We start from the raw sequence: 21,767 nt of genomic DNA on the forward strand, positions 1-21,767 counted from the left end.
CAATTTCGTTTTTTGGTCCTTTTACGAATTTTTTGCTTGCGTTTATTTATTTTTTTATCGATAATTCTCTTCACTCGAAATGTCCTTTTTTATGTGTAGATTTTTTTATTACGAATTAAATATATACTGTAATTAAAGGCATTTCGAGTTTTTTTTTAATATTTTTATTTAAAACACGCTTATTTTAGGTCTAAAGAGATTAAAAACACACTATATAGCATTTTGGGCTCTGATTTTAAATTTAGCGAAGGTGTTGTCATTTTTTAATTATTTGATTTCCGGCCAATTCGTTGATGAAGCCAGGCTCAATCATTTCGTCAAGATTCGGCTCGTGCGACAATTGTCCTCTGTTTAGAAAAAATCGAACGACATGCTCGCCACTGTAGTATATAGACGTCATATTCTCTTTTTTTTTCATAGCTTCTACATTTCCTTGTAGATCTGGCTGATAAACGCCATCAATACCGTCCAGCATTTCTGCTTCAGACATGCTTTCAGCTTTTGCCATTATGGCAATGGCCTCTTGTTTGTTCGTATGCACAAAGGCTCTTGCCTGTAGGATTGACTTGACTACTGCCAGTATCTTGGCGGGCCTTTTTTTTATTACCTTGGAGCTAAACGCCAATACGTCTGTTATCACACCCGGTGTATCACCAGCTGTTCCAAGTATTTTATAACCCGCGTTCAAAGCCTTAACTTTAGTCGGACTCCAGGTGTGTCCTGCGTCTATCCGACCTTCCTTTAAGGCTTTCAAAACATCCCCTGCAATTACATTTTTAAATCGGACATCAATTTCGCTCAATCCAACGTTTTCCAATGCTTTCAAGACAAACATGTGTGAAAAGGTGTTAATACCTTCAAAGCTTACTGTTTTGCCTTTTAAATCCGTTAAAGAATTATAGTTATCCCTTCCTATAATTACATCCCCAGTGTTGGAATAATCCGCTACATAAACAATTTTTGTAGGAATATTCTGAACATTTAACATGATTACATCAGGAAGAAGCATACAGATACCATCCACCTCGCCGTTTTTATATGTTTCTCGAGAGATTGTGGCGTCTTCTTTGAAAACAAGCTCAATATCAACGTTGTTCTCCTTGAAGTATCCCTTTTCCTTAGCGATGAATAGATGCGCATAGCCTGGCCACGGATTAAGAACAATGCGTATTGAAGCGTTTTTTTTGATTTCTTCTATTTTATCAGCACAGCCGGCATTAATACAAATCAGAAGCAATACATTTACGACAATAATTGTTTTTTCCATAATTGCCTCTCCTTATACCATCGCCCTTATTTTTAATACTCAGGCAAACCTGCTTCCTTTCAAGTTTTAGGAACTCTTCCTTTTCCCCGGCATTCCAAACAATCCAATGCCCAATTTGAGGCATCATCACCCGTCCCTTTACACTTGACACACACTTCTGTGGGACCTGCAATGGAAGGAATCACCCCTTTTCCACCGCAAACGGTACAAGTCAAGGTCTTTATTGCCCCAGTACCCCTGCAATGAACGCAAGGGGTATGATCTGCATTAACGCGTATGGTTCCTTTGCCATTGCATACACAGCATGTAGATAAATATGACATGATACCGTAGGGGTCTTTTCCAGTGCCATTACAAAATGAACATTTAATTTCCACAAAAATGGTATTAGATGCCATGATAAATTCCTCCTGTTATGGCTTGGCCCTTTTGTCAAGGTAAAATAAGTTCTTGATAACTCGGAGCAGGAAAGTCTATTTAATTTTTAAATGCTGGGCGCTATTTAAAAGGATTAGATAACTATCTGGATTTATTGTAAACTCACAAGGTGAATGGAGCCAGGCGTTTATTCTTTTATAAGAAATACTCCGCAAACCAAGCGTGTATTTCAAATTTTGTTGTGGGCAGGCCGAGGCCAGAACAAGGTCTGCCCGTGGCGGTTATATTGGTTTCAACTGCCACTTATGGTGGCCTTTTCAAGGTGTTCAAGCCTTGAGTTTATTTTTGTCAATGTGTCGGCAATCTCATCATTTTGCGTTCCTTTATTTGGCATAAAGACAGGATTGTTCACCCACCAGTCCATTCCCATCTCCTTGGCCTTGTCAACGGAACATATAACCAACCTGAGCTGTATGGATAACAATTCAATATCCACCAGACTGATTTTTATATCTCCGGCAATGACGATACCTTTATCAAGTACCCGCTCCAAAAGATCGGCAATATTTGTGCTTTCTATTGAATGTTGTGCTGTTCGTTGAATGGGCATTTTTTTTCCTTTATGATGAATTGAGAATGGGAAAAATTATCTCTACATTTAAAAAGCCATCACCTCCCCGGGGGGGTAGGAGTCAGAATACGGTCTGCACGTGGCGGTTTATATGAAATACTCCGCAAACCAGGGGTGTATTGCAAGTTTTGTTGTGGGCAGGCCGAGGCCAGAATAAGGTCTGCCCGTGGCAGTTATAAAAGTTTACCAAGAGGTCCCAGGTCCAGATTTAAATCTTCTTCTTCAAGATCAAAGAGTTTCCGCAGTCTGTCAATTTCTTCGCACTGCTGCATCAGGGTCAATCCCAGGCGTTCAATCTGATCATCATCCAGGGAGCCGGATTCAATGCGGCGGATGGCTTGGCGCTCCAGCAGTTCATGCAACAATTTAATCAATGTCATTACCAGTTGGGCCAGACCGTTTTTGATATTTTCTTCGTCTATTTTTAATCGCTGCTGCCTTTGACCTGCAGTAACTGAGGATGAACTACAGGAGGAAGTATCGGCGTGCATTACCCTTGCAAACGCATCAATGCTGTCAGATTCTATTTTAAAATCTTTGGCTTCCGGATCTTTGATCATTATTTTACCTCTTTCACAGCATCATTGATCTGAGAATCAAACATATGCCTTGCCGTCTCCACAGATGTCAAAACCGCCTGGAGAGAAAGATAAATAAGGTCTATGTCTGCCACGGAAATGGTCAGTTCCCCGGTGATAACGGCCCCTTTGTTAAGCACACGATCCAGTGCCTCGCAAATGGAAATCTGTTTTGATGCATCATTATCTATGTCAATATAGGCCATATCAGGTCAAAAGGCTCCCCTGGGTTTATTCATACATATTAGCTGCAAGTTCTTTAAGGATTTCAATCCCCTGTAATTCCATTGGATTTCGATATATAACCGGTTGAATCAAGTCTGGATAGTCTGCGGCAAATTGTTTTTTGATTTTGCTTTCACGTTGAGACACAGCGGTGCACAACGGGCAATTGTCGGCATGGGTTGCCATGTTTAAAAAAACAACAGGAACATTGATATTCATGTCATGGCATGCAGACAAAAGATCCCGGGTTTCTTCAAGGGCCATATGATTTAAAATTGAAACGGCATAAAGGGCTGACTTTTCAGGATCTGTTAATATCCGCCTGAGCATCTTAAGGGACTTTGACATTTTAATCAATTTTACCGAAAGTTTTGGTAACCGGAAAAAATTTTTATATTTCAACAACAGATTAAAAATAACCTTCAACCATTGATCCATTAACTCCGGGGTCTGCAAAAGTCGAATCAAATGGCCGGTGGGGGCTGAATCCAAAATCAATAGATCACAACTGCCTGCGGAGATGAAATCCATGGCCATGTTCAACGCCATTACCTCATCCAGTCCCGGAGGGGCCAGCTCCATGAGTTGTTCCATTACCTGTTGATCAAAGGTCAGATCAAGACTTGATGAAAAATCTGTGAGAAAATTTTGAAGTTCATCTTCATAGGCTTTTTTTAAGGCGTTAAAATCCTTTGACGCATCAATTTCAACGGCGCTCAGACGGGGAGTTAGTTTCACCGGGACCGGACCAATGGGTGTGTCAAAACATTGGGATAGAGAATGGGCAGGATCGGTGGAAAAAATCAGCACCTGTCTGTTTTTATTATTCTCGGCAACTCCGCATGCCGTGGCACAGGCCATGGTGGTTTTACCCACGCCGCCCTTGCCGGCAAAAATGAGCAGATTTAAATCATCCACAGGCCATGGGGCACAATTTTCAACATCAATTTGGCTGCGGGTTTCAGCGGAAACAGCATTTGCAGACTGCAGGGACGGAGTCACGGAATAAATTCCCTGCCAAAAAGTATCCGTGAGCACATCTCCCAGAATCTCCTTGGGATAAAGGGGAACTGCCCATATGTTAAGATCCGGAATTGTGTGAAAGAATTGCCCCAGGCGCTGTATTTGCCCGTGGTGCTCCCCAGCGCACACCGGGCAGTCGGTGAGGGGGTAAATTCGATTGACAATGAGATCAGTGACAGGAAATTTCCCTTTTTTCAGTCGGGACAACAGGGTTTGCGTCTCGGACAAACTTAAGGGTTCTGCCAAAAAAACCGGAACAAACCTGCATTTTTTTTTGTCAGAGAATCGTTTCTCCATGGTTTTTACTGAATTTGCAAGATCCAGCAGAAAAACGTCAATATCATCTTTCTTATAGCTCCCCTGGAATATTTTTTTCATATAACGATGTTTTGCAAGTAAAATATCAAGGGCATTGAGCCATCCATTGATGAGTTTCGGCATTTCCAGGAGACGAAGGGTATGTCCGGTGGGAGCCGTATCCACAATAACGCTTTCATATTGTTCTGAATTAATCCATTGGGATATTTCCAGAAAAGCCATGAGTTCATCAAGGCCGGGAAGGGAGAGTTCCAGCACCTGATCAATGTCCGGCTCATCAAAAAAAGTGCCCCTGGAAGCAATCATCCGCAGTTTTTCCCGGTGATTGAGTTTAAAGGTATCAAGGGCCTTTGCCGCATCCAGTTCACGGATTTCAAGATTGGAAGGGATATGAAAGGTGCTGATGCTGTCATTAACAGAATGGGCAGGATCTGTGGATACCAGGAGAAATGAATCCTCTGGACGGGACACGGCCAGGTTCAATGCATGGGACACGGCGCAGGTGGTTTTTCCCACCCCTCCTTTTCCGCCAAAAAAAACCAGTTTGAACATTTCTCCATTTAAGAAATGATTTGAAGTCATTGGTCTCTTTCCTGTATTTCATCAAGGCGATCAAGAATCTGTTCTTCTCTTTCATCAAATTCTTCTTCCGTGATTTTACCGGTTTCAAGCATCATATACAATTCGCTCAACTCTGTGGTCAATGCGTCAGATTCGTTGGTTTTTTCCTGCTGCACGGCATTATGAAGCTCCCGAAAAACCCATACCAGACTTTTTGCCGGAAAAAAAAGAATATCATCCACAAGGAACATGGCACACCTCCCTGTTATTTTTCTGGAGCATGATTTTTCACTGGATGATCCGGTCTTTGGAAACGGCCCTTTCCAAGTGGGATCATTAAAATCCATAAACGGATCACCAACAATATTATCCGGGCAATTTTCCACATCTACATTGAGACGACTCCCGGTTTCAACTTACAGTTCAATCAGGATATTGACAAAATTATGGGGTGACCAAGGACCATTGTATTCAAAGGAAAAATTATTATCAAAATGTCTGGCAGATTCAAAAACACCTTCTTCAAAGCGTTTTTGATCGCTTCGGTTGATCAGACAGGCCAGACTCGTTACTTCCTGTTCGTTTCGGCATTTATTTTCTTTAATGTCGTCACAATAGTCGTCCAGAATCTCAATCACCTGATTGGTGTATTCTTCACGATTGGCATTGAGCTGCCGGTTAAACATGCGCCCCAATTCAAGTTTAGCCTCCTGACTGGGCTCTCTGTTTCCACCAAAATATTGATCCCTTGCAGCCCTTATTTCCGAATCAGTGGAAATGAAATACTCAAATATATTGGGTACATCATAGGAAATACGCATGCCCATTTCCACCTTTCCGGAAACCGTGGCAAACTGTTCCCGGAAAACATCACGGTTGTCTGCAAGTATTTTTCTGATGGCCTGTTCTCCATCGGCAATGATACCAAACGCCATGGGAAGAGGGGTAATCTCTTCCATTATTTTATTCAAAACAGCGTGGTGGGCCGCAATGTTTTTCCGCTGGGGTCTGATTTTTTTATTGGGTACATCGCTCACCACAGCAGCGGTTTTGTCTTCAACAATTAAATAAACATCGGACCCATCCATACCAATGGAACCAAAAGTCTTTTCCTCCGACGCTTCAATGATGGCGTAAAGATACCGTCCGTTGCGCTTTAAATTTTTTTTTGACATATAGCATTATCCTTTTTTTAGCACAGGATTCAGCCGCAAGCTGAAACAAACTTTTGTCTGAATGTACTTGCGCCGGAAATAGGTCTTTATAACTGCCACAGTCAGACCTTATTTTATCAGTTCTACCCGCAAGAAAGCATGAAAACCTATCCGGTTCAGCGGGATTTTCTTATACAATATATTTGGAGGCAGGCCTTTAATATTTGATTTTAAAACCGCCTTTAATCTCAGAGTCATGGTCCACATTGCTGCTTTCCAAAGCGATTGATGTGTCTCCCAGTATGCGCTGAATGTGAGCCTTCTCTTTTTCAATTTCCATGAGGCGTTGGTTAATCATGTCAATTCGTTTTTGAGCACCGGATTTCTCTTTATTTTTTCTCGCTTTTTCCATTTCAAGGCAGCTGATACGCATATATGCCATGTGGGGATGGGATACGTGATCAACCTTGCCTGCATGGGTTTTGATATTTTGCACACCTTTAATTGATCTGTTTCGATTTTTCAGCATAGCTGTATATCCTTTTGATTTTATTATGATGCAAGGCATTAAAGCGGTTGAAAAATCACAGGCTGTTTATCAATTCATCAATTTTTCTCGGCAATAAAGGCTCTCCATCGCGCGTCACCTTGGTGGTATCCACATTTAAGACATCACGGCAAATCTGTTTAAAAACAAAATTGTCTTTTGACGCTCCCCCGCCCATATGTTTTAATATTTTTCCAATGGCGATGCAGGCCCGAATGGTGGGCCGATGGTTGTTTACACCGGTTTTGCGAAGTTTCCTGACAATATCTACTATTTTTTCAGCATCTTTTTGCGGTAAATCAGATTTACTCATGGTCACCTGTACTTCAGTATCACGATCAAAATGATCCAGCGTAATGGTAATCAATCTATCCATCATGGCATCCTGGGTTTTATGGACACCGGCGTATTCTTCGGGGTTGGAAGTAAAGATAGCCCTGAACTCGGGATGTACCTGTAAATACCCTTGATCAATATCACGCAGACTGGGAATGTTGAGTATTTTTTCTTCCAGAACACTTAAAAATGCATTATTGGCTTCGGGTCTGGACCGGGTAAACTCATCATATACCAAGGTGCATCCCTGCTGGCAGGCAATGGTTAAACGATTGTCTGCCCAGACAGTATTCATGCTTTCTTCAGTTTTGACCACTGAATGGATATAGTTATCTACGACCTTTGCTTTTCGATATCCGGAATCTTTTCCGATGAGATCTGAGCTGCCAAATTCATCATCACCGTGTATCAGCATGACGGTTCGTTTCAGTTTTGCGGCAACGTGAAATGCCAAAGTGGTTTTACCGGTACCGGCAGGCCCTGAAAAATGAACAGGATATCCCACATGGAGGTATGCCAGGGCACGATCGGTTATATCCTTAACATAAGGGGTTTCCACAAAATCGCTGCCGGCCTCCGGTACGACATTGTCTTGCTCAGGCGCAGACATCCGCTGCCTGGTTTCTTTCATACTGCTCATGCTTGCACTCATTTTATTCTCCTGATCGGGCATTGAAAAGCATAGGCATTTACATTGCTATGAAAAATCTATTGCCTGTTCAATCCAACTCTTAACATCCACCAGCCGAGAAGTTTCTCCCAATAATTCACGAAGCGCTTCCGGAGTCAACTCTCCCAATTGCTTAAATGTAAATATACCGGAAGCATTCAGCTGTTTCAGACGTCCTGGACCGATACCTGTAATATAGGTTAAATCATCTTTTTTTTTTACCTTAACATCAGTTTCTTTCTTAGACTCATCTTCTTTTTTTGCGTTAATCTCCGTTTCTTTCTTAGTTTCCTCTTCCTTTTTTACATTGATATCGATTTCTTTCTTGACAGTTTTCATCTCTTTTTTTTCTTCCACATCAACGGCCGGCACACTGTCTGATTTCTTCTTAGACTGCAATGATAAAGCAGAGGCTTCCTTAAATTTTTCAGGTGAAGATGGGACAGGTGTTTCAGGAACATTGTCAACTATTTTTTTTTTAAATGACCAGATAGCCCTTGCCCCGGCAAGATCATCTGAAAAGTCTTTACGGAATAGTGCCACCTGCTCCTGGAGATCCGCCACTGACTGGACCACCTGGGCAATGAATTCCCGGCGTTCTTTTTGACTTATCTTGCTAATTTCTTCATGGGATTCACGAAACTCGTTTTGCATTTGATATACTTTTAAGCCAAGATCCGAGACAAATTGTTTCAGTTCCTTGCCAGTACGTGCAAAATCAGACTTCATTTTTTCTGTTGCGGTAAAACGTTCCTCATTAAAGGTTTGTTTTAATGTTTCAACATCATTTTTTAAATTTGCCAAAAAAGCAGTGCGTTTTTCCTTATTTTCCTTTGAAGATTTAAAAAAATCTTCCCGAAAAACTTCCCGGGTCTGCGAAACGGTCTGGCCAAGATCAGAAACAAAAGCTCTGATATCCGACATAAAGGCATTAAGCTCTTTAACACTCTTTTCGGCATTTTCTTTGCGCTCCCGGCTAAAATCGGCTTGCATATCAGAAACGCCTGTGCTCAGTTCATTTAAGAACGTATCTCTTTTTGCTTTTTCCGTTTCAGCCATTTTCTGATGATCGTTTCGAAAACGCGCCTGCATTTCAGCTGTGTCTGATTTCAATTCGGCAACATCTCTACCCAGATTGTTGATGAATGATCTCCTGTCACTGGACAGTCTATCAACATCTTCCCTTAAACGGGTCATATCTTCGGTAAATCGGCCCATGGCAGTTCTCCTTAATTCTATTGAGATTACTGAAAATTGTGAGTTATCACAATACGACCATTATGGGACAGGGGGCAGATTGACAGCACAAACCTGACCCCATTTTCCCGACTTTTTAACAATAAAAAAGGCCTCTCCATGAATAGATCAAACTAAAATGAAAAAGCCTTTTTTATGTCATAGATCATGCAGGTGCTGCGGCTGCAGCTGTGAGGCCAATGGCTTCAGCGTATTTCAGGTAGGTCTCAACAGATGCAATAACAACTCTTGCTTCAATGGAAATCAGTTCGATTCCAACAAGGGAAATCTTTGCCCATGCATCAACAACAATACCTTTATCCAGAATACGATCAACAACTTCTGCCAGACTTGAAGAATCTGTAGTTTTTTGAACCTTAGCCATAATACATCTCCTTGTTAATTGTGTTAAAAAAAACCGAAGGTCTTATACCCTTCTGCTTTAAACTTAATATACTAATATTCAATTTGCGTGCCAAGGAGCTGTGAAAAAATAAAAAAATAATTTTCATTAAGAATTCAAACACTTAAAAGAGACAACTCGTTCTCTATTTATATGGATATTATATATGGAAATGTTATCAATGGAAACGTTTCCATATATTAGGGGAAAGTTGTCCACGGTTCTTGTGGGATCAGTGGATATTTTTCAAGACAGACAGAATTTCCTGGTTTTGAAACGGTTTTGAAATAAAATCTGAAATCAATCCCTCTTCAAGGGCTTTTCTGATTGCAGGATCATCTCTGTAAAAATATCCGGAAACCATTATAAGTCTCAGGCCCCGGGATACTTCCCGAATTTTTTTTGCCAGATCCAGCCCGTCGATATCAGGTAGTTTTGCATCCACAAAAACAGCTTTAAACGATTCTTTCCGGATCAAGTGAAGGGCCTGCCGGCCATTTAAAGCATTTTTGGATAAAATATTGTTTTGTGCCAGAAGGTTTTGAAATGCCCAGCACATATCAGGTTCATCGTCCACAATCAGATAGATATCTTTGTGATCATTCATGGCAGGTGTTATCTCCCCTATAAAAAAGGTTAATGGGGTATCTGTTGCGTGATTACAACAGGGGCAATCGTACGGTAAAGGTACAGCCGGAATCTTTGTTGCTTTCCACCTCAATGGTTCCCATGTGCTGCTTGACAATGGCATAGGAAATGGAAAGTCCCAGACCGGTTCCCCGCCCCACAGGAGATGTCGTGTAAAACGGATCAAATATTTTATCGATATCCTGCTTTAAAATACCGGTTCCCGTATCCATGATCCGAATCAGAACATCCCCGCCGGATCTGGTAATGGAAAGCTCAATTTTGCCCCCATCGGGCATGGATTGAATGGCATTTAAAAAAAGATTTATCAGCACCTGTTGCAGCATACTGGCATTGGCTGAAATAAAAATATTTTTTCTGTAAATAGTGATTTTTATTTTGATCTGCTGAATTTTAGCCTGATTATGGACCAGAGGGATGGTATCCTCCACAAGGGAGTTTAGACAAATTCTCTCCATGTGTGAATTAGTGGACGGGCGGGCAAATCGTAATAAATTTTCAATGATAATGGAGGCTCTCTGGATACCGGTGTAAATTTTTTCACCACATTCTTTTCGAAATTCTGTACTGATATCGTCATTTTGCAAAAATTGTGCTGCGGAAGAACAGATGGCAAGGGGGTTTCTGATTTCATGGGCAATGCCCCCGGCCATCACCCCCAGGGCGGCAAATTTTTGTGATTTTAATAATTCCGCTTCCAGTTTCAGACGTTCGGTCAAATCCCGCCCCACCCCCACAATGGCAGCCGTATTGCCGTGTTCATCCTTCATGGGGGAGAAAACCCAGGACACACGGATGGTTGTTCCATCCTTTGTAATCAGTTCCCATTCCGCCTGCCGGGATTGTCTACCGTTTTTCATCTGGGTAAAAACCTCGTGCATGTCTTTTTGTTTCTCAATGGGAAGATATTCAATGAACGAACGTCCCTTCATTTCGGGAAATGTATATCCGGAAATTTTTTCCACAGCCGGATTCCAGGAAAGGATTCTCCCCCCGGTATCGGTGGAAATAATAATATCAGTGGCACTGTCAATGATGCTGGCCAGATGTCTTTCAACCCTCTGAACCTCTTCACTGAGGCGAATTTGCTCTGTCACGTCATCCATGAGCAACATGACGTTCTCCACCACTCCCTTCCAGGTGAACGGAAAAATTCTGTAGTAGTAAATATTCATGGGAAGGCCGGGTGAACGGTAGGACATTCGATTTCCTCCGGTGGCATTACCGCTTTTAAAAACCCCGCGAATCTGTTGCGGAATATTCATGGTATTTAAAATAATGGTGGGAAAAATGTCAACCAGGGGAAAACCGATGGTGTTCTGGGTGCTTCTACGACTTTTTTTAAGAAAATTGTGGTTGGCTGAAATGACTTTCATGTCACGATCCAGCATCAAGACGGAACTGGGAATGGCGTCCAGAAGCATGGTGTACAGTTTTCTATGACGTTGAACTTCCGAAGAAAGGTTGTTTTCAGATACAAAAGTTTTCATAATTCATAACGGCTCCAAAGTTTTTTTAAACGTAAGAAACGGACCTTATTTTGACCCGGTCCTGCCCACAAAAAAGCTTGAGATACGCCCTTGGTTTGCGGCACATTTCAGGGTTGATCATAAGCTGCTCCACGTTATGAACAAGCCCCACATTTCATATGGAAAACACACTATGTGCCGGTAAATTGGAAAGCTTAGGGAGTCAGAGAATATTGTGATTTACCGCTAAGCCTCAGGCTGGAAAACCTGCTCGACAAGGAATAGGGTCACAAAAATGGCATATTGATAACGACTGATTCCCTTATGACGGGTCAGTCAAGTTGGATTCAGTGTTGATAAAATTAAAAGGCGGCCATGGCCCGTTCATCATATGTCTGCCGGATGAAGACCCGCAAATATTCTGAAATCGGGAGCGAAACAGGGATATGTTTTTTTTTGAAATCAAAAAGAACAAAGATATCAACAATGCGTTGCCATCGGTTTTCTCAGCTCCTTGTAAAGAAAGGGAGGGGCAGTCCTTTTCCAAGGGCTGAGACTCCTGTTTAAATTCCATATAAAGTCCCCTGAAGTGCTGGAGAATATCCCTTGTTTTTTCATGAATTTCAGGCGGAAGGCGATTTTGCTGTTCATACATCGCTTTTCTTTGTTGAAGAAATGTTGTGCCGGATATTTTTTTTGGGGATATTGCCGGTTCTTTTTTTTTAACACAGCAAGGAGAGTTGGAGATAAAACGTACGCACATTTCCGTGCAGTCATGGAGGCGTTTTAATTGCAGGAGATATGACTTTTCATTGTTGTTCAAGGCGGTAATCATATGTGCGTACGTCCTGAAAACAGCCGCAAACCGCATGGGTATAACCGTTCGATTCTGATGATATGAATCAATGACCCCGTGATAGGCCAGCAGGGACTTTACATGGGTGTCAGGCGGTTTGCCCAGTGTGGATACGACCCCTGAAATCTTATTGGAACAAATTTCATGCACCGGCTCGCCGTCAATGCCCGGGGGGACAAGTTTTCTTGTTTTTTCCATCTCCCCGGAAGAGAAAACGCAATAGAGCAAATGCAGAGTCAAAGTCCTTCTCCCCGGGTTGTTTTGCAAAAACTATAAGGGGCCCAGGGCCCGGAAACAACCAGGGAAATCCCGGTTTGTGAAAATTCTTTTTCTGCCTGGGAAATCTCCTGCAAAAAGGCAGATTTGCTGTCATTATGAATTAAAAATGCAAGATTAAACATCATCTCCAGATTATTTTTTTCTGTTTTTTCTGTGAAAAGCTCTCTGGGTGAAACTTCCGGATTTCTTTTTGTGAGATGATCCAGAAATATTCCGCAGCGCCTCTTGATCCATTGATTTATCCCGGTTTCAACCTTTTTGTTAAATTGATGCTGAGCAAAGTATTTCTTTCCGGGGGATAAACCGTCAAGCTGTTTTTTTTCTTGTTTGAACTTTGTTTTAATCAAAAATTCAAGGAGTTGTTTTCGATTAATAAATCCTTTTAAACTGTATTCGCATTTATGTTGGGTTTGATTCAGAAACCTGGAGATCAATCCGGATTTAAGGTGCAGGGTTTCCCTGAGATTTTCCATGGACGAAAAAAGGGTGGCAAAACGCGCCGGATACACGGATGATTCCTGCATCATGCGCTCAATTACATTTTCGTGCCGCATGGCCCGGGGCCCTATCCAGTCAATATTTTTCATGTTTTCTTCAGCAGATGTCCCCACAAATGTGTTTAGAGGGATTATATTGTAAACCGCCACAAAATTCTCCAGATGTTCAAAGCAAACGGGGGTGTTTGCATCAATGCCCGTGATGCCCGGGGCATTGAATTTATTCGCCCGCGTGACACAATAGAGATAAACTGCCTTTTTTTTTTCCATTTTTTTAACACCTATGCCGTAATGATTCAGTAGTTCCCGGTCGTGATCTAATTGTCTGTGACAGTACGTGAACTCCGCACTTCATCCATTGCCGTTTGCAATTGCGCCGGTGTAATGTGAACCGCATCATCGTCATCTTCTTTAACGGCATGGTCCCGGGTATTTTTTTCCATGTCAGCCACTTTTTTCCGGATGGCCATGAGTGCCCCCCGGTTACACGTTGCCGCAATTTCAGCACCGCTGAACCCCTCGGAATCCCGGGCAAGATCCCCCAGGTGATCTTTAAGTTCAAAGGGCTTATGTTGAAGATGAATTTGAAAAATTTCTTTTCTATCATTTTCATCCGGCAGGGGAATTTCAACGATTTCATCAAACCGCCCGGGCCTTAGCACCGCTGCATCCAGCATGTCCACGCGATTTGTGGCACCCAGTACCAGTACCCCTTTTAATTCATCAATGCCGTCAAATTCTGCCAGAAATTGACTCAGCACCCGTTCCCCCACATTGGAATCGCCGGTCCCTGCGTTCCGGGTGGGCACCAAGGCATCAATTTCATCAAAAAAAATAATACACGGAGAGGCCTGTCTGGCTTTTTTAAAAATTTCCCGAACGCCTTTTTCCGACTCTCCCACATATTTTGATATCAATTCCGGCCCTTTGACGGAGATGAAGTTGACATGGCTCTCATTGGCAATGGCCTTTGCAAGAAGGGTTTTTCCGCAACCCGGTTTCCCTGATACCAAAATACCTTTGGGGGGACGGGTACCGGCCTTTTGAAAAATCTCCGGATATTTTAAAGGCCATTCCACTGCCTCCACCAGACGTTTTTTAATGGTCCGATTTCCCCCGATGTCATCCCATTTTACATTGGGCACTTCAATGAAAACCTCTCTAATGGCCGAAGGTTCCACCTCCCGCAGGGCAAACATGAAATCATCCATGCCGATTTCCAGATTTTTAAGCTGCTCATAGGGTATTTGGGTCATGTTAAAATCAATGTCAGGAAGCAGACGTCTCAGGCAGATCATGGCCGATTCCCGGCACAGGGCCTCCAGATCCGCCCCCACATAGCCGTGGGTTATCTCTGCCAGGCGGGACATGTCCACATTCTTTGCCAGGGGCATTCCCCGGCTGTGAATGTCCAAAATTTCCATGCGACCGTTTTTATCGGGTATGGGAATGGTGATTTCCCTGTCAAACCGTCCAGGTCGTCGCAGGGCAGGATCCAGGGCATTGGGAATATTGGTGGCGGCAATGACAATGAGATTCTGCCGCCGGTTCAAGCCGTCCATGAGGGCCAGAAGCTGTGCAACCACCCGTTTCTCAACATCTCCCACCACTTTTTCCCGCTGGGGGGCAATGGCATCAATTTCATCCAGAAAAACGATGCTCGGGCCCTTGGCTGCGGCCTCTTCAAAAATTTTGCGCAGGTGCGCTTCACTTTCACCATAAAATTTGTGAATGACTTCAGGACCGCTCACCGAAAAAAAATTGGCTTCGGTTTCATGGGCAATGGCTCTGGCAATCAGGGTTTTTCCGCACCCGGGGGGGCCATACAAAAGCACCCCTCTGGGGGCGCCGATGCCCAGACGTTCAAACACTTCCGGAAAGCGCAAGGGCAGTTCAATCATCTCCCTGATGCGCTGCACCTGGGAACCCAGTCCGCCAATATCTTCGTATGAGATACCGGCATCTTTTTCCGCACCCTTGCGGGATTTTGATTTACCGATGATTAGCTGGGTGGTGGGGTTGATCATCACCGGGCCCCGGGGAACGGTGGACTCAATTTTAAAATTGGCGGTACGGCTTCCAAACAAAGTGGCCCGAATGGCATCTCCGGCCTGTATGGGAAGACCGTCCAAAAGACTTCCAATGTAATCCAGATCCCGTTTGTCCGGAGAAATATTCACCGGAACAAGCACCACGCGCTGGGCCGCACTCCATGGGATATCCCTCACTTCAACGGTTTCGTCCAGTCCGCATCCTGCATTTTCACGACTGATTCCGTCCAGCTGTACCCGGGCCTGTCCACGGACGTCCTTATATGCCGGCATAACCTTGGCAACGGTGACCCTTTTTCCTGTTATTTCAACAATGTCGCCGAGGGATACTCCCATACGTTTCATATCTTCGGGGTCCATCCTGGCAAAGGCACGTCCCACATCTTTTTTCAATGCCTCGGAGACCTTAAGTTTTAATGATGCAGCAGATGACATTAGGCGTTCCTTTAATTTTACGTTATGGCATGCATTTGATCTCAAGAATACCGTTGTTACAAGAAATTTTCATTTTTTCCCGGGAAAATGAACGGGGCAGCAGCACCTCTTTTTTATATTTTTTATCCCCCTTTGAGGCATCAATTTCCAGCAGATCCTCATGGACATTTACCTTGATATCTTCAAGGCTGGTGCCCGGCATTTCTGCCACCACAAGAATATGATCCTTTTCTTCAAATATATCCACAAGGGGCTCACGGACTTCATGAACAAAGGACTCTCCTGACTTCTCATCTTTTCTGATATTTCCAAAGGGCTGCACCTCAGGTTTATCCGAGCCCAGTCCCATTTTCATGGAAAAACCATATACCCCCTTGATATTATTATCTTTACCTTCAAAAGATATGGTTTTGGACAACTGTTCTCCTTTTTCTGCCAGCTCTCCCAGTTTTTCCAGAAACGTCAAAACCCCGTCAAAGGGGGACTTACTTTGTTTTTTTTCCTTTTCAGGCCTTGTCATTTTTAATCTCCATTAATTGAGATACCGTAATTTTTCAATTTGGTATGAATGGTTTTATAATCTATCTTTAACCGCCTTGCCGCCTTTGCCTTATTTCCTCCCACCTGTTGAAGTATCTTTGTTAATATCTTCTTTTCAAGAATGGAGGTATTCTGTTTTATAATCTCCTTCAGGGGTCTTCCTTCCCATGATGGAAGATCTTGTTCAGGCATTATACCGGCCATTTCCTGTTGGGGCATATCGTTCAAATCAAGGTGTTTTTCCGTGATCTCCTCATCTGCCATGAGAACGGCTCTTCTAACGGTGGATTTCAGTTGACGTACATTCCCCGGCCATTGATATGTTATTAACCGATTCATGGCATCGGAACTGAATCCTTTTATATTTTTTTGCAGCATGACGTTGGTGGAATCGAGAAAACGTTTACTCAGGTAGGGTATATCGTCGGGTCGTTCCCTTAAGGGGGGTATGCGGATGATAAAATCATTTAATCGAAAAAAAAGATCTTTTCTAAAGACGTCCGGGGAACATGTTTCCAAATCTCGATTGGTGGCAGCCAGAATTCTCACGTTCACAGGAATGGGCGTTGTGCCCCCCACACGGTAAATTCTTCTTTCCTGGAGGGCCCGCAATAATTTTGCCTGGGACCCCATGGACATATTAAATATTTCATCCAAAAAAAGCGTACCGTCATTGGCGGCTTCAAATTTCCCCATCTTTTGCTGCATGGCACCGGTGAAAGAGCCTTTTTCATGACCAAAAAGTTCACTCTCCAAAAGCGTTTCCGTGATGGCACCGCAGTCCAGGGCAATAAAGGGGCCATGGCTTCGGTTGCTGGCCTGGTAAATGGCTGTGGACACCAATTCTTTGCCTGAACCGGTTTCCCCTTGGATAATAACGGAAAAATCAGATTTGGCCACCCGGTTGATCTGCATGAGCAGATCCCCGACCTGTTCGCTGTGCCCCATGAGTTTACGCAGATGAACCCGCTGATCCAGTTGTAATGACAATTGCTTGATTTTGTTCTTAAGTCTCCGTTCCTGGCATGCCCGTTGCAATACCCTGACCACCTCATTGTGATCAAAGGGCTTTGAAAGATAATCATGGGCACCCAGCCTCATGGCTTCCACAGCCCCATGAACATCTGCAAACGCTGTGATGAGGATCACCGGCAAATCCGGATCAATTCCTTTGGATTTATTAAGAACTTCCAATCCGTTCATATGGGGCATTTTTAAATCAGATAAAACCACATCCGGCGTATATTGACGGATCTTTTCCAGGGCTTCTTTGCCATCATGGGCCGTTATGGTGGTATAGCCTTCAGATTCCACCAACCGACATAACAGACGACATATGTCCGGTTCGTCATCCACAATTAAAATTTTGGCAGTTTTTAAATCCATTCTGGGTATTCGCTCTCCAGTTTTATTCCATGCGATTATTCTCCACCATCTGAAACTTCTGGCCCATGGCGGATTCGTGTGAAATTTTTATATTTGTGTGGAACTGATCTTTCCTGCAGGACGGTAAATGGGATAAACAATTTCAATATCCGAACTGAGATAATTTTCAAGATTATGCAATATCCCCAGAAAGATAATTCCTGTTTCGCCGCTGTTAAGTGTTTGTTCGATTCTACCTGCCATGTACCGATCCCTTTGCTCTAACAGTTGTTGACTTAAAAATGACTCTGACACATTGTCATGGGGTGTCATTTGACGCTTAATTGCTTCATACTCTTGTAGCAGAAGGGCAGGAGATTCAGTCCCCATAATGGTTGCACCTTTTTCCATGAGTTTCAAAAGCAATTGATGATTGGGACTTCCCTGCGCCATCATATCTGTTACAATCTCTTTTTCTTTGCCGCACACGGCAAGGGCATCCTGATACAGACGAACCTTTTTATATGAAAGGGACATATCCAAGAGGGATTGTTCAATATCCCGCCACATCTGTTTTATAACAACGGCTTTCCGTTCCACAGATGCCACACCGGACTGTCTGATGGTCTCCCTTTGAACCACCTCCTTCAATTGTCCAAAATCTTCCAGGGAATGGATAATGGGATAATAAATTAATTTTCTCTGTTTTATTTCAGATGTCATTTTATTTTTTTCTTTACTCATTATCTATTTTCTCTTTTTTTGATAAAAGTATGGAATTTATTCCATGGTGGCAAATACATAGTATTATAGTTTTATTACCATGCCCATACTAAGGCTCACAATTCATTTAGGATTGAGCACGGAATAACATTCCCATTTTAAAACCTACATGTTCCATGGTCAATGAATCTGTAAACACAGTATCAACATGTACATACAAAAAATGTGCCATATTATGATTTTGTAATGTATGGAATTGGTCTAAATTTGGCCGGGAGCGTTGTTGAGTCGTTGAATGAGCCCGGTTTAAAAAGAGTACCACCATTCTAATCCGGCTTTGTTGTGGGCAAAGCCGGATCAGAATGAAAGTATTTTTGAAGACATCTAAAGGATGCCGAAGGGAACTACAATAACTCTCGAATTTTTTTAGCAAGTTCCTGGGGGGTGAAAGGCTTTTCCAAAAAAACTTCTCTTTTTTTAAAAAGATCACAGTGTCTAATGACATTGTCGATGTGACCGGATATGTAAAGAATTTTTATATGGGGGTAGAATTCACGAACCTTTAAAACCAGTTCTTCCCCCCCCATGCCGGACATGATCACATCGGTAATCATCAGATCCACCCGTTGGAAATTTTCCTGGAGAATCTCCAATGCGACCTTTCCACTGCTGGCTTCCAGCACGTTATAACCAAACTCCCGAAGCATTTTAAGACACAGGTTTCGAATGGGGGCATCATCCTCCACCAGAAGAATGGTTTCACTGCCCTCCAGGCAAGTATCTTGGAGCATAACAGGTTTTGTAATCAAGGATGCTTTGTTTTTACTTTCCGGAAAATAAAGTTTAAAGGTCGTTCCCAGCCCCGGCTCACTGTAAACCCATATGAATCCATTGTTTTGTTTCATTATGCCGTAAACAGAAGAGAGGCCCAGACCTGTGCCTTGGCCGACGTCTTTGGTTGTGAAAAAGGGTTCAAAAATTCGTTTGGAAGTTTCTTTGTCCATGCCGACACCGGTATCTGACACCAGCAGGCAAATATAGCTGCCGATTTTGGCTTCCACATCATGGCTTTCAAAATACCGCATATCCAGCTCCACACGAGCGGTCTTAAAAGTGAGTGCGCCTCCCTGGGGCATGGCGTGCATGGCATTAACAGCAAGATTCATCATTACCTGTTCAATCTGCCCGGGATCAATTTCAACCATGGGCGGTCCATCTGGACAGGAGATCATTTTCACCTCAATCCCCTCACAAATGAGACGCATGAGCATTGTCTGGATCTCCTCAAGGGCATGATCCAAGTTCAAAATCTGGGGGTACACTGTTTGTTTACGACTGAAGGTTAACAATTGGCGTACCAGATCGGCGGCTCTTTTTCCCGCCCGTTCAATCTCTAATAACTGTTCATGGATCTCGGTACCCGGATTTGCCCCACTCCTCATAAGCATCGCGGTATTGCCGTTGATAATGGTAAGAATATTGTTAAAATCATGGGCAATTCCCCCGGCCAGGGTGCCCAACGTTTCCATGCGCTGGGATTGTGCATTCTGGGTCTGTAGCTCCTTAAAAAGAGTAATGTCACGAAGAACGGTTAGCTTTGATATGGAATTATCAATATTCACAATGGGCGTATTTAATACAATAAAGTGTTTTCGGCTGACGGGATCATTCAGCTCATATTCCACCGCCTGCCCCTGGATTACCTGATCAAACACACAATGGGTACAGCGCTTTTTTTCGCCATAAAAAGCCTGATAACAAATTTCTCCGGTGGCATTTCTTCCCAGATGTGCTTCCATTGCCGGGTTCATGTATAAAATACGCTGCTCCGGTGAACAGACATATACCGGGTCTTTAATGGCTTCAATAATACTGCGGTAGCCGGATTCATGCCATTTAAGAGTATTTTTATTTGTTTGTAACATTTTATCTTTTTCAACCTTTAATATAACTGCCATGGCAGGCCTTATTCTGATTTTGGGGGCTTTATAAACATGGCATGGTTGGAGGTAAAAAACGGAGGATCATTCCTTAAAATAGGGGCAATGGCAGGATGTTTTTTAAATTTTTTATCCAGAAAAATACGAATTTGACGTCGATTCCATCCCAGAGGATGATTAAATCCCAGGTACAAAGAAAGATCTCCCGCGTAAAAATCATGGGTTTCAAGGAGGGGTACCTCACTGCTGAACCGGGGAAGATTAAAAATGGCCAGATTCAAAAAACTGATATTATCACTGTTATCAACCACATAGCGCAATGTCCGATGGGCTGCGGCCTCATCTTCAAAGGCTGTGCCGAACAGCAGATACACATAGGTGGCAATACCGGCTTTTTTTAAACAGGAGAGCACCCGGGCGGCCATGGCAAGGTCTGTTCCCTTGTTCATCTGTTCAAGGACATGGGGATCTCCCGATTCCAGGCCCAGCTTCAGCATGCGGCAACCGGATTGATACAATGCCCGGCAAAACGCCGGGTCGGCAAGATCCCGGGTGAACCGCACAAATCCGTACCAGGTAAAAGGCATGGAGCGGCCGGCAAGGGTTCTTAAAAAAGAGGGACTCACCGCATCGTCCAGAAAATGAACATGGGACCCATTCACCTGTTGTTTTAACCGGGTTAAATCATCCACAAGGTCTTTGTTTTTCTGGGGCTGATACAACGCCCCTTCCACGGTTTCAGGACAAAACCGACATTTCCGCCAATAACAGCCAATGGCCGTGCGATAGGGAATCACAGCCCCCGGGGCCAGGTACCGTTCCCAGTTGCAAAATTCAAAGTCAGGCACCACCCGATGGCAGGGGTGGGGTTTTTCATCCCACGATTTCCCCTGGGCCATGGCCACCACCGCATCCTCTCCCCTGCCCCGGATCATGGTATCAATGAGGGGAAAAAAGGGATTTTTCCATCCGGGAGCACTCATCCACGAGGAAATCAATCCTCCCCCCAGAATAATTTTTTTTCCCGGAAATGTGGCCTTGATCCACCCGGCCAGTGCAAACCCCACAAGGGCCTGGTTCAAATAGCAGATGGATATCCCCACATGGACGCTGCTGCTTTTTTCAATTTCCGGTGCCAGGGCAGACTTAAAATAACCATAAAAGGGATTGTCCTTAAAATTCCGGGCCGATGCCAGCAGGTCCTCACTTTTCACCGGAGACAGTTCTGAATCAACATAATCTGACAGCGACAGTCGGAACCTGGGGGAGCAACTCACACTGATCACCCGGTTTACATCCATGACCCGTTGACGGTAACGGCCGTTATTGGCATAAAGGTCCGGGTTTTTGAGATCTTTGATGTTATCATCAAAATGGGACAGGGCCCGGCGGGTCCAGGAATCCCCGGGCCTCTGCCGCCCATGGCGGGCAAGCCACAGCAGCCCATCAATATTGGCATCAATGGCAGTGCAGGCACATCCGTTTTGTTTCAGGGCACCGGCAAGCAGGGCCACACCGGCCGGGGGTTCACAGGGTTTTCCCAGGGGAGGGAATATCAAAATCATTTTTTTCCTCTTGTAAACGGTTTGCCGTCACATCATGGTCAACATATCATGGCAAAAGAAGTGCAATGCATG

General features: G+C 43.6%; 21 protein-coding genes. All 21 read right to left on the reverse strand.

The annotated features are described in order from the left end of the window. Positions 1-256 precede the first annotated feature (256 nt). The 21 genes from B9A32_RS08665 to B9A32_RS08770 all read right to left on the reverse strand — a co-directional run bounded on the left by B9A32_RS08665 (position 257) and on the right by B9A32_RS08770 (position 21,695). Entirely contained in the window at positions 257-1,267 is a 1,011-nt protein-coding gene (locus B9A32_RS08665) for an ABC transporter substrate-binding protein (RefSeq protein ID WP_084068405.1), read from the reverse strand. Positions 1,268-1,937: 670 nt separating this feature from the next. Further along, positions 1,938-2,255, reverse strand: a complete 318-nt coding sequence (locus B9A32_RS08675; RefSeq protein ID WP_084068407.1) for a gas vesicle protein — start codon at positions 2,253-2,255, stop codon at positions 1,938-1,940. Positions 2,256-2,449: 194 nt separating this feature from the next. Beyond that, complete coding sequence (locus tag B9A32_RS08680; RefSeq protein WP_212637868.1) at positions 2,450-2,836, reverse strand: gas vesicle protein K; 387 nt, start codon at positions 2,834-2,836, stop codon at positions 2,450-2,452. After that, on the reverse strand, positions 2,836-3,060 hold the full coding sequence (locus B9A32_RS08685) for a gas vesicle protein (RefSeq protein ID WP_084068408.1): 225 nt from the start codon (positions 3,058-3,060) through the stop codon (positions 2,836-2,838). The genes B9A32_RS08680 and B9A32_RS08685 overlap by 1 nt, the downstream gene beginning before the upstream one ends. A 25-nt stretch (positions 3,061-3,085) precedes the next feature. Beyond that, positions 3,086-5,002 (reverse strand): ArsA family ATPase, encoded by a 1,917-nt coding sequence (locus B9A32_RS08690; protein WP_084068409.1) that lies wholly within the window; start codon positions 5,000-5,002, stop codon positions 3,086-3,088. Continuing rightward, positions 4,999-5,328, reverse strand: a complete 330-nt coding sequence (locus tag B9A32_RS08695) for a gas vesicle protein GvpG (RefSeq protein WP_212637869.1) — start codon at positions 5,326-5,328, stop codon at positions 4,999-5,001. Before B9A32_RS08695 ends, B9A32_RS08690 begins: the two co-directional genes overlap by 4 nt. A 69-nt stretch (positions 5,329-5,397) precedes the next feature. Next, positions 5,398-6,156, reverse strand: a complete 759-nt coding sequence (locus tag B9A32_RS08700) for a GvpL/GvpF family gas vesicle protein (RefSeq protein WP_084068410.1) — start codon at positions 6,154-6,156, stop codon at positions 5,398-5,400. Between the two features lie 196 nt (positions 6,157-6,352). After that, positions 6,353-6,664 carry a hypothetical protein gene (locus B9A32_RS08705; protein WP_084068411.1) on the reverse strand — a complete coding sequence of 104 codons (312 nt, stop codon included), beginning with the start codon at positions 6,662-6,664 and terminating at the stop codon, positions 6,353-6,355. A gap of 55 nt (positions 6,665-6,719) precedes the next feature. Next, positions 6,720-7,670: a gas vesicle protein GvpN gene (gvpN, locus tag B9A32_RS08710; protein ID WP_212637870.1), complete on the reverse strand. Its 951-nt coding sequence runs from the start codon at positions 7,668-7,670 to the stop codon at positions 6,720-6,722. A 45-nt stretch (positions 7,671-7,715) separates the two neighbouring features. Beyond that, the gene (locus tag B9A32_RS08715) at positions 7,716-8,906 is read right to left on the reverse strand and encodes a hypothetical protein (protein ID WP_084068412.1); all 1,191 of its coding nucleotides are present in this window, start codon (positions 8,904-8,906) and stop codon (positions 7,716-7,718) included. A gap of 184 nt (positions 8,907-9,090) precedes the next feature. Beyond that, positions 9,091-9,309 (reverse strand): gas vesicle structural protein GvpA, encoded by a 219-nt coding sequence (gene gvpA, locus B9A32_RS08720; RefSeq protein WP_084068413.1) that lies wholly within the window; start codon positions 9,307-9,309, stop codon positions 9,091-9,093. A gap of 250 nt (positions 9,310-9,559) precedes the next feature. Beyond that, positions 9,560-9,934: a response regulator gene (locus tag B9A32_RS08725; RefSeq protein WP_170923765.1), complete on the reverse strand. Its 375-nt coding sequence runs from the start codon at positions 9,932-9,934 to the stop codon at positions 9,560-9,562. 52 nt (positions 9,935-9,986) lie between these two features. Next, a complete protein-coding gene (locus tag B9A32_RS08730) occupies positions 9,987-11,465 on the reverse strand; it encodes a PAS domain-containing sensor histidine kinase (RefSeq protein WP_084068415.1) in 1,479 nt (492 codons plus the stop codon). Positions 11,466-11,766: 301 nt separating this feature from the next. Beyond that, positions 11,767-12,540, reverse strand: coding sequence for a GvpL/GvpF family gas vesicle protein (locus tag B9A32_RS08735; protein ID WP_139795768.1), 774 nt, complete (start codon positions 12,538-12,540; stop codon positions 11,767-11,769). After that, a complete protein-coding gene (locus tag B9A32_RS08740) occupies positions 12,537-13,346 on the reverse strand; it encodes a GvpL/GvpF family gas vesicle protein (protein WP_084068417.1) in 810 nt (269 codons plus the stop codon). Before B9A32_RS08740 ends, B9A32_RS08735 begins: the two co-directional genes overlap by 4 nt. 47 nt (positions 13,347-13,393) lie before the next feature. Beyond that, positions 13,394-15,562 (reverse strand): CDC48 family AAA ATPase, encoded by a 2,169-nt coding sequence (locus B9A32_RS08745; RefSeq protein ID WP_084068418.1) that lies wholly within the window; start codon positions 15,560-15,562, stop codon positions 13,394-13,396. Positions 15,563-15,584: 22 nt separating this feature from the next. After that, positions 15,585-16,082: an archaeal heat shock protein Hsp20 gene (hsp20, locus tag B9A32_RS08750; protein WP_084068419.1), complete on the reverse strand. Its 498-nt coding sequence runs from the start codon at positions 16,080-16,082 to the stop codon at positions 15,585-15,587. A gap of 2 nt (positions 16,083-16,084) precedes the next feature. Then, positions 16,085-17,488, reverse strand: coding sequence for a sigma-54-dependent transcriptional regulator (locus B9A32_RS08755; protein WP_084068420.1), 1,404 nt, complete (start codon positions 17,486-17,488; stop codon positions 16,085-16,087). 87 nt (positions 17,489-17,575) lie between these two features. After that, positions 17,576-18,211, reverse strand: a complete 636-nt coding sequence (locus tag B9A32_RS08760; protein ID WP_084068421.1) for a hypothetical protein — start codon at positions 18,209-18,211, stop codon at positions 17,576-17,578. 383 nt (positions 18,212-18,594) lie between these two features. Next, on the reverse strand, positions 18,595-20,115 hold the full coding sequence (locus B9A32_RS08765) for an ATP-binding protein (RefSeq protein WP_170923766.1): 1,521 nt from the start codon (positions 20,113-20,115) through the stop codon (positions 18,595-18,597). Between the two features lie 41 nt (positions 20,116-20,156). Beyond that, a complete protein-coding gene (locus B9A32_RS08770; protein ID WP_084068423.1) occupies positions 20,157-21,695 on the reverse strand; it encodes a B12-binding domain-containing radical SAM protein in 1,539 nt (512 codons plus the stop codon). Between the last annotated feature and the right edge of the window lie 72 nt (positions 21,696-21,767).

It is taken from the genome of Desulfocicer vacuolatum DSM 3385 (assembly GCF_900176365.1).
Lineage (GTDB): Bacteria > Desulfobacterota > Desulfobacteria > Desulfobacterales > Desulfobacteraceae > Desulfocicer > Desulfocicer vacuolatum.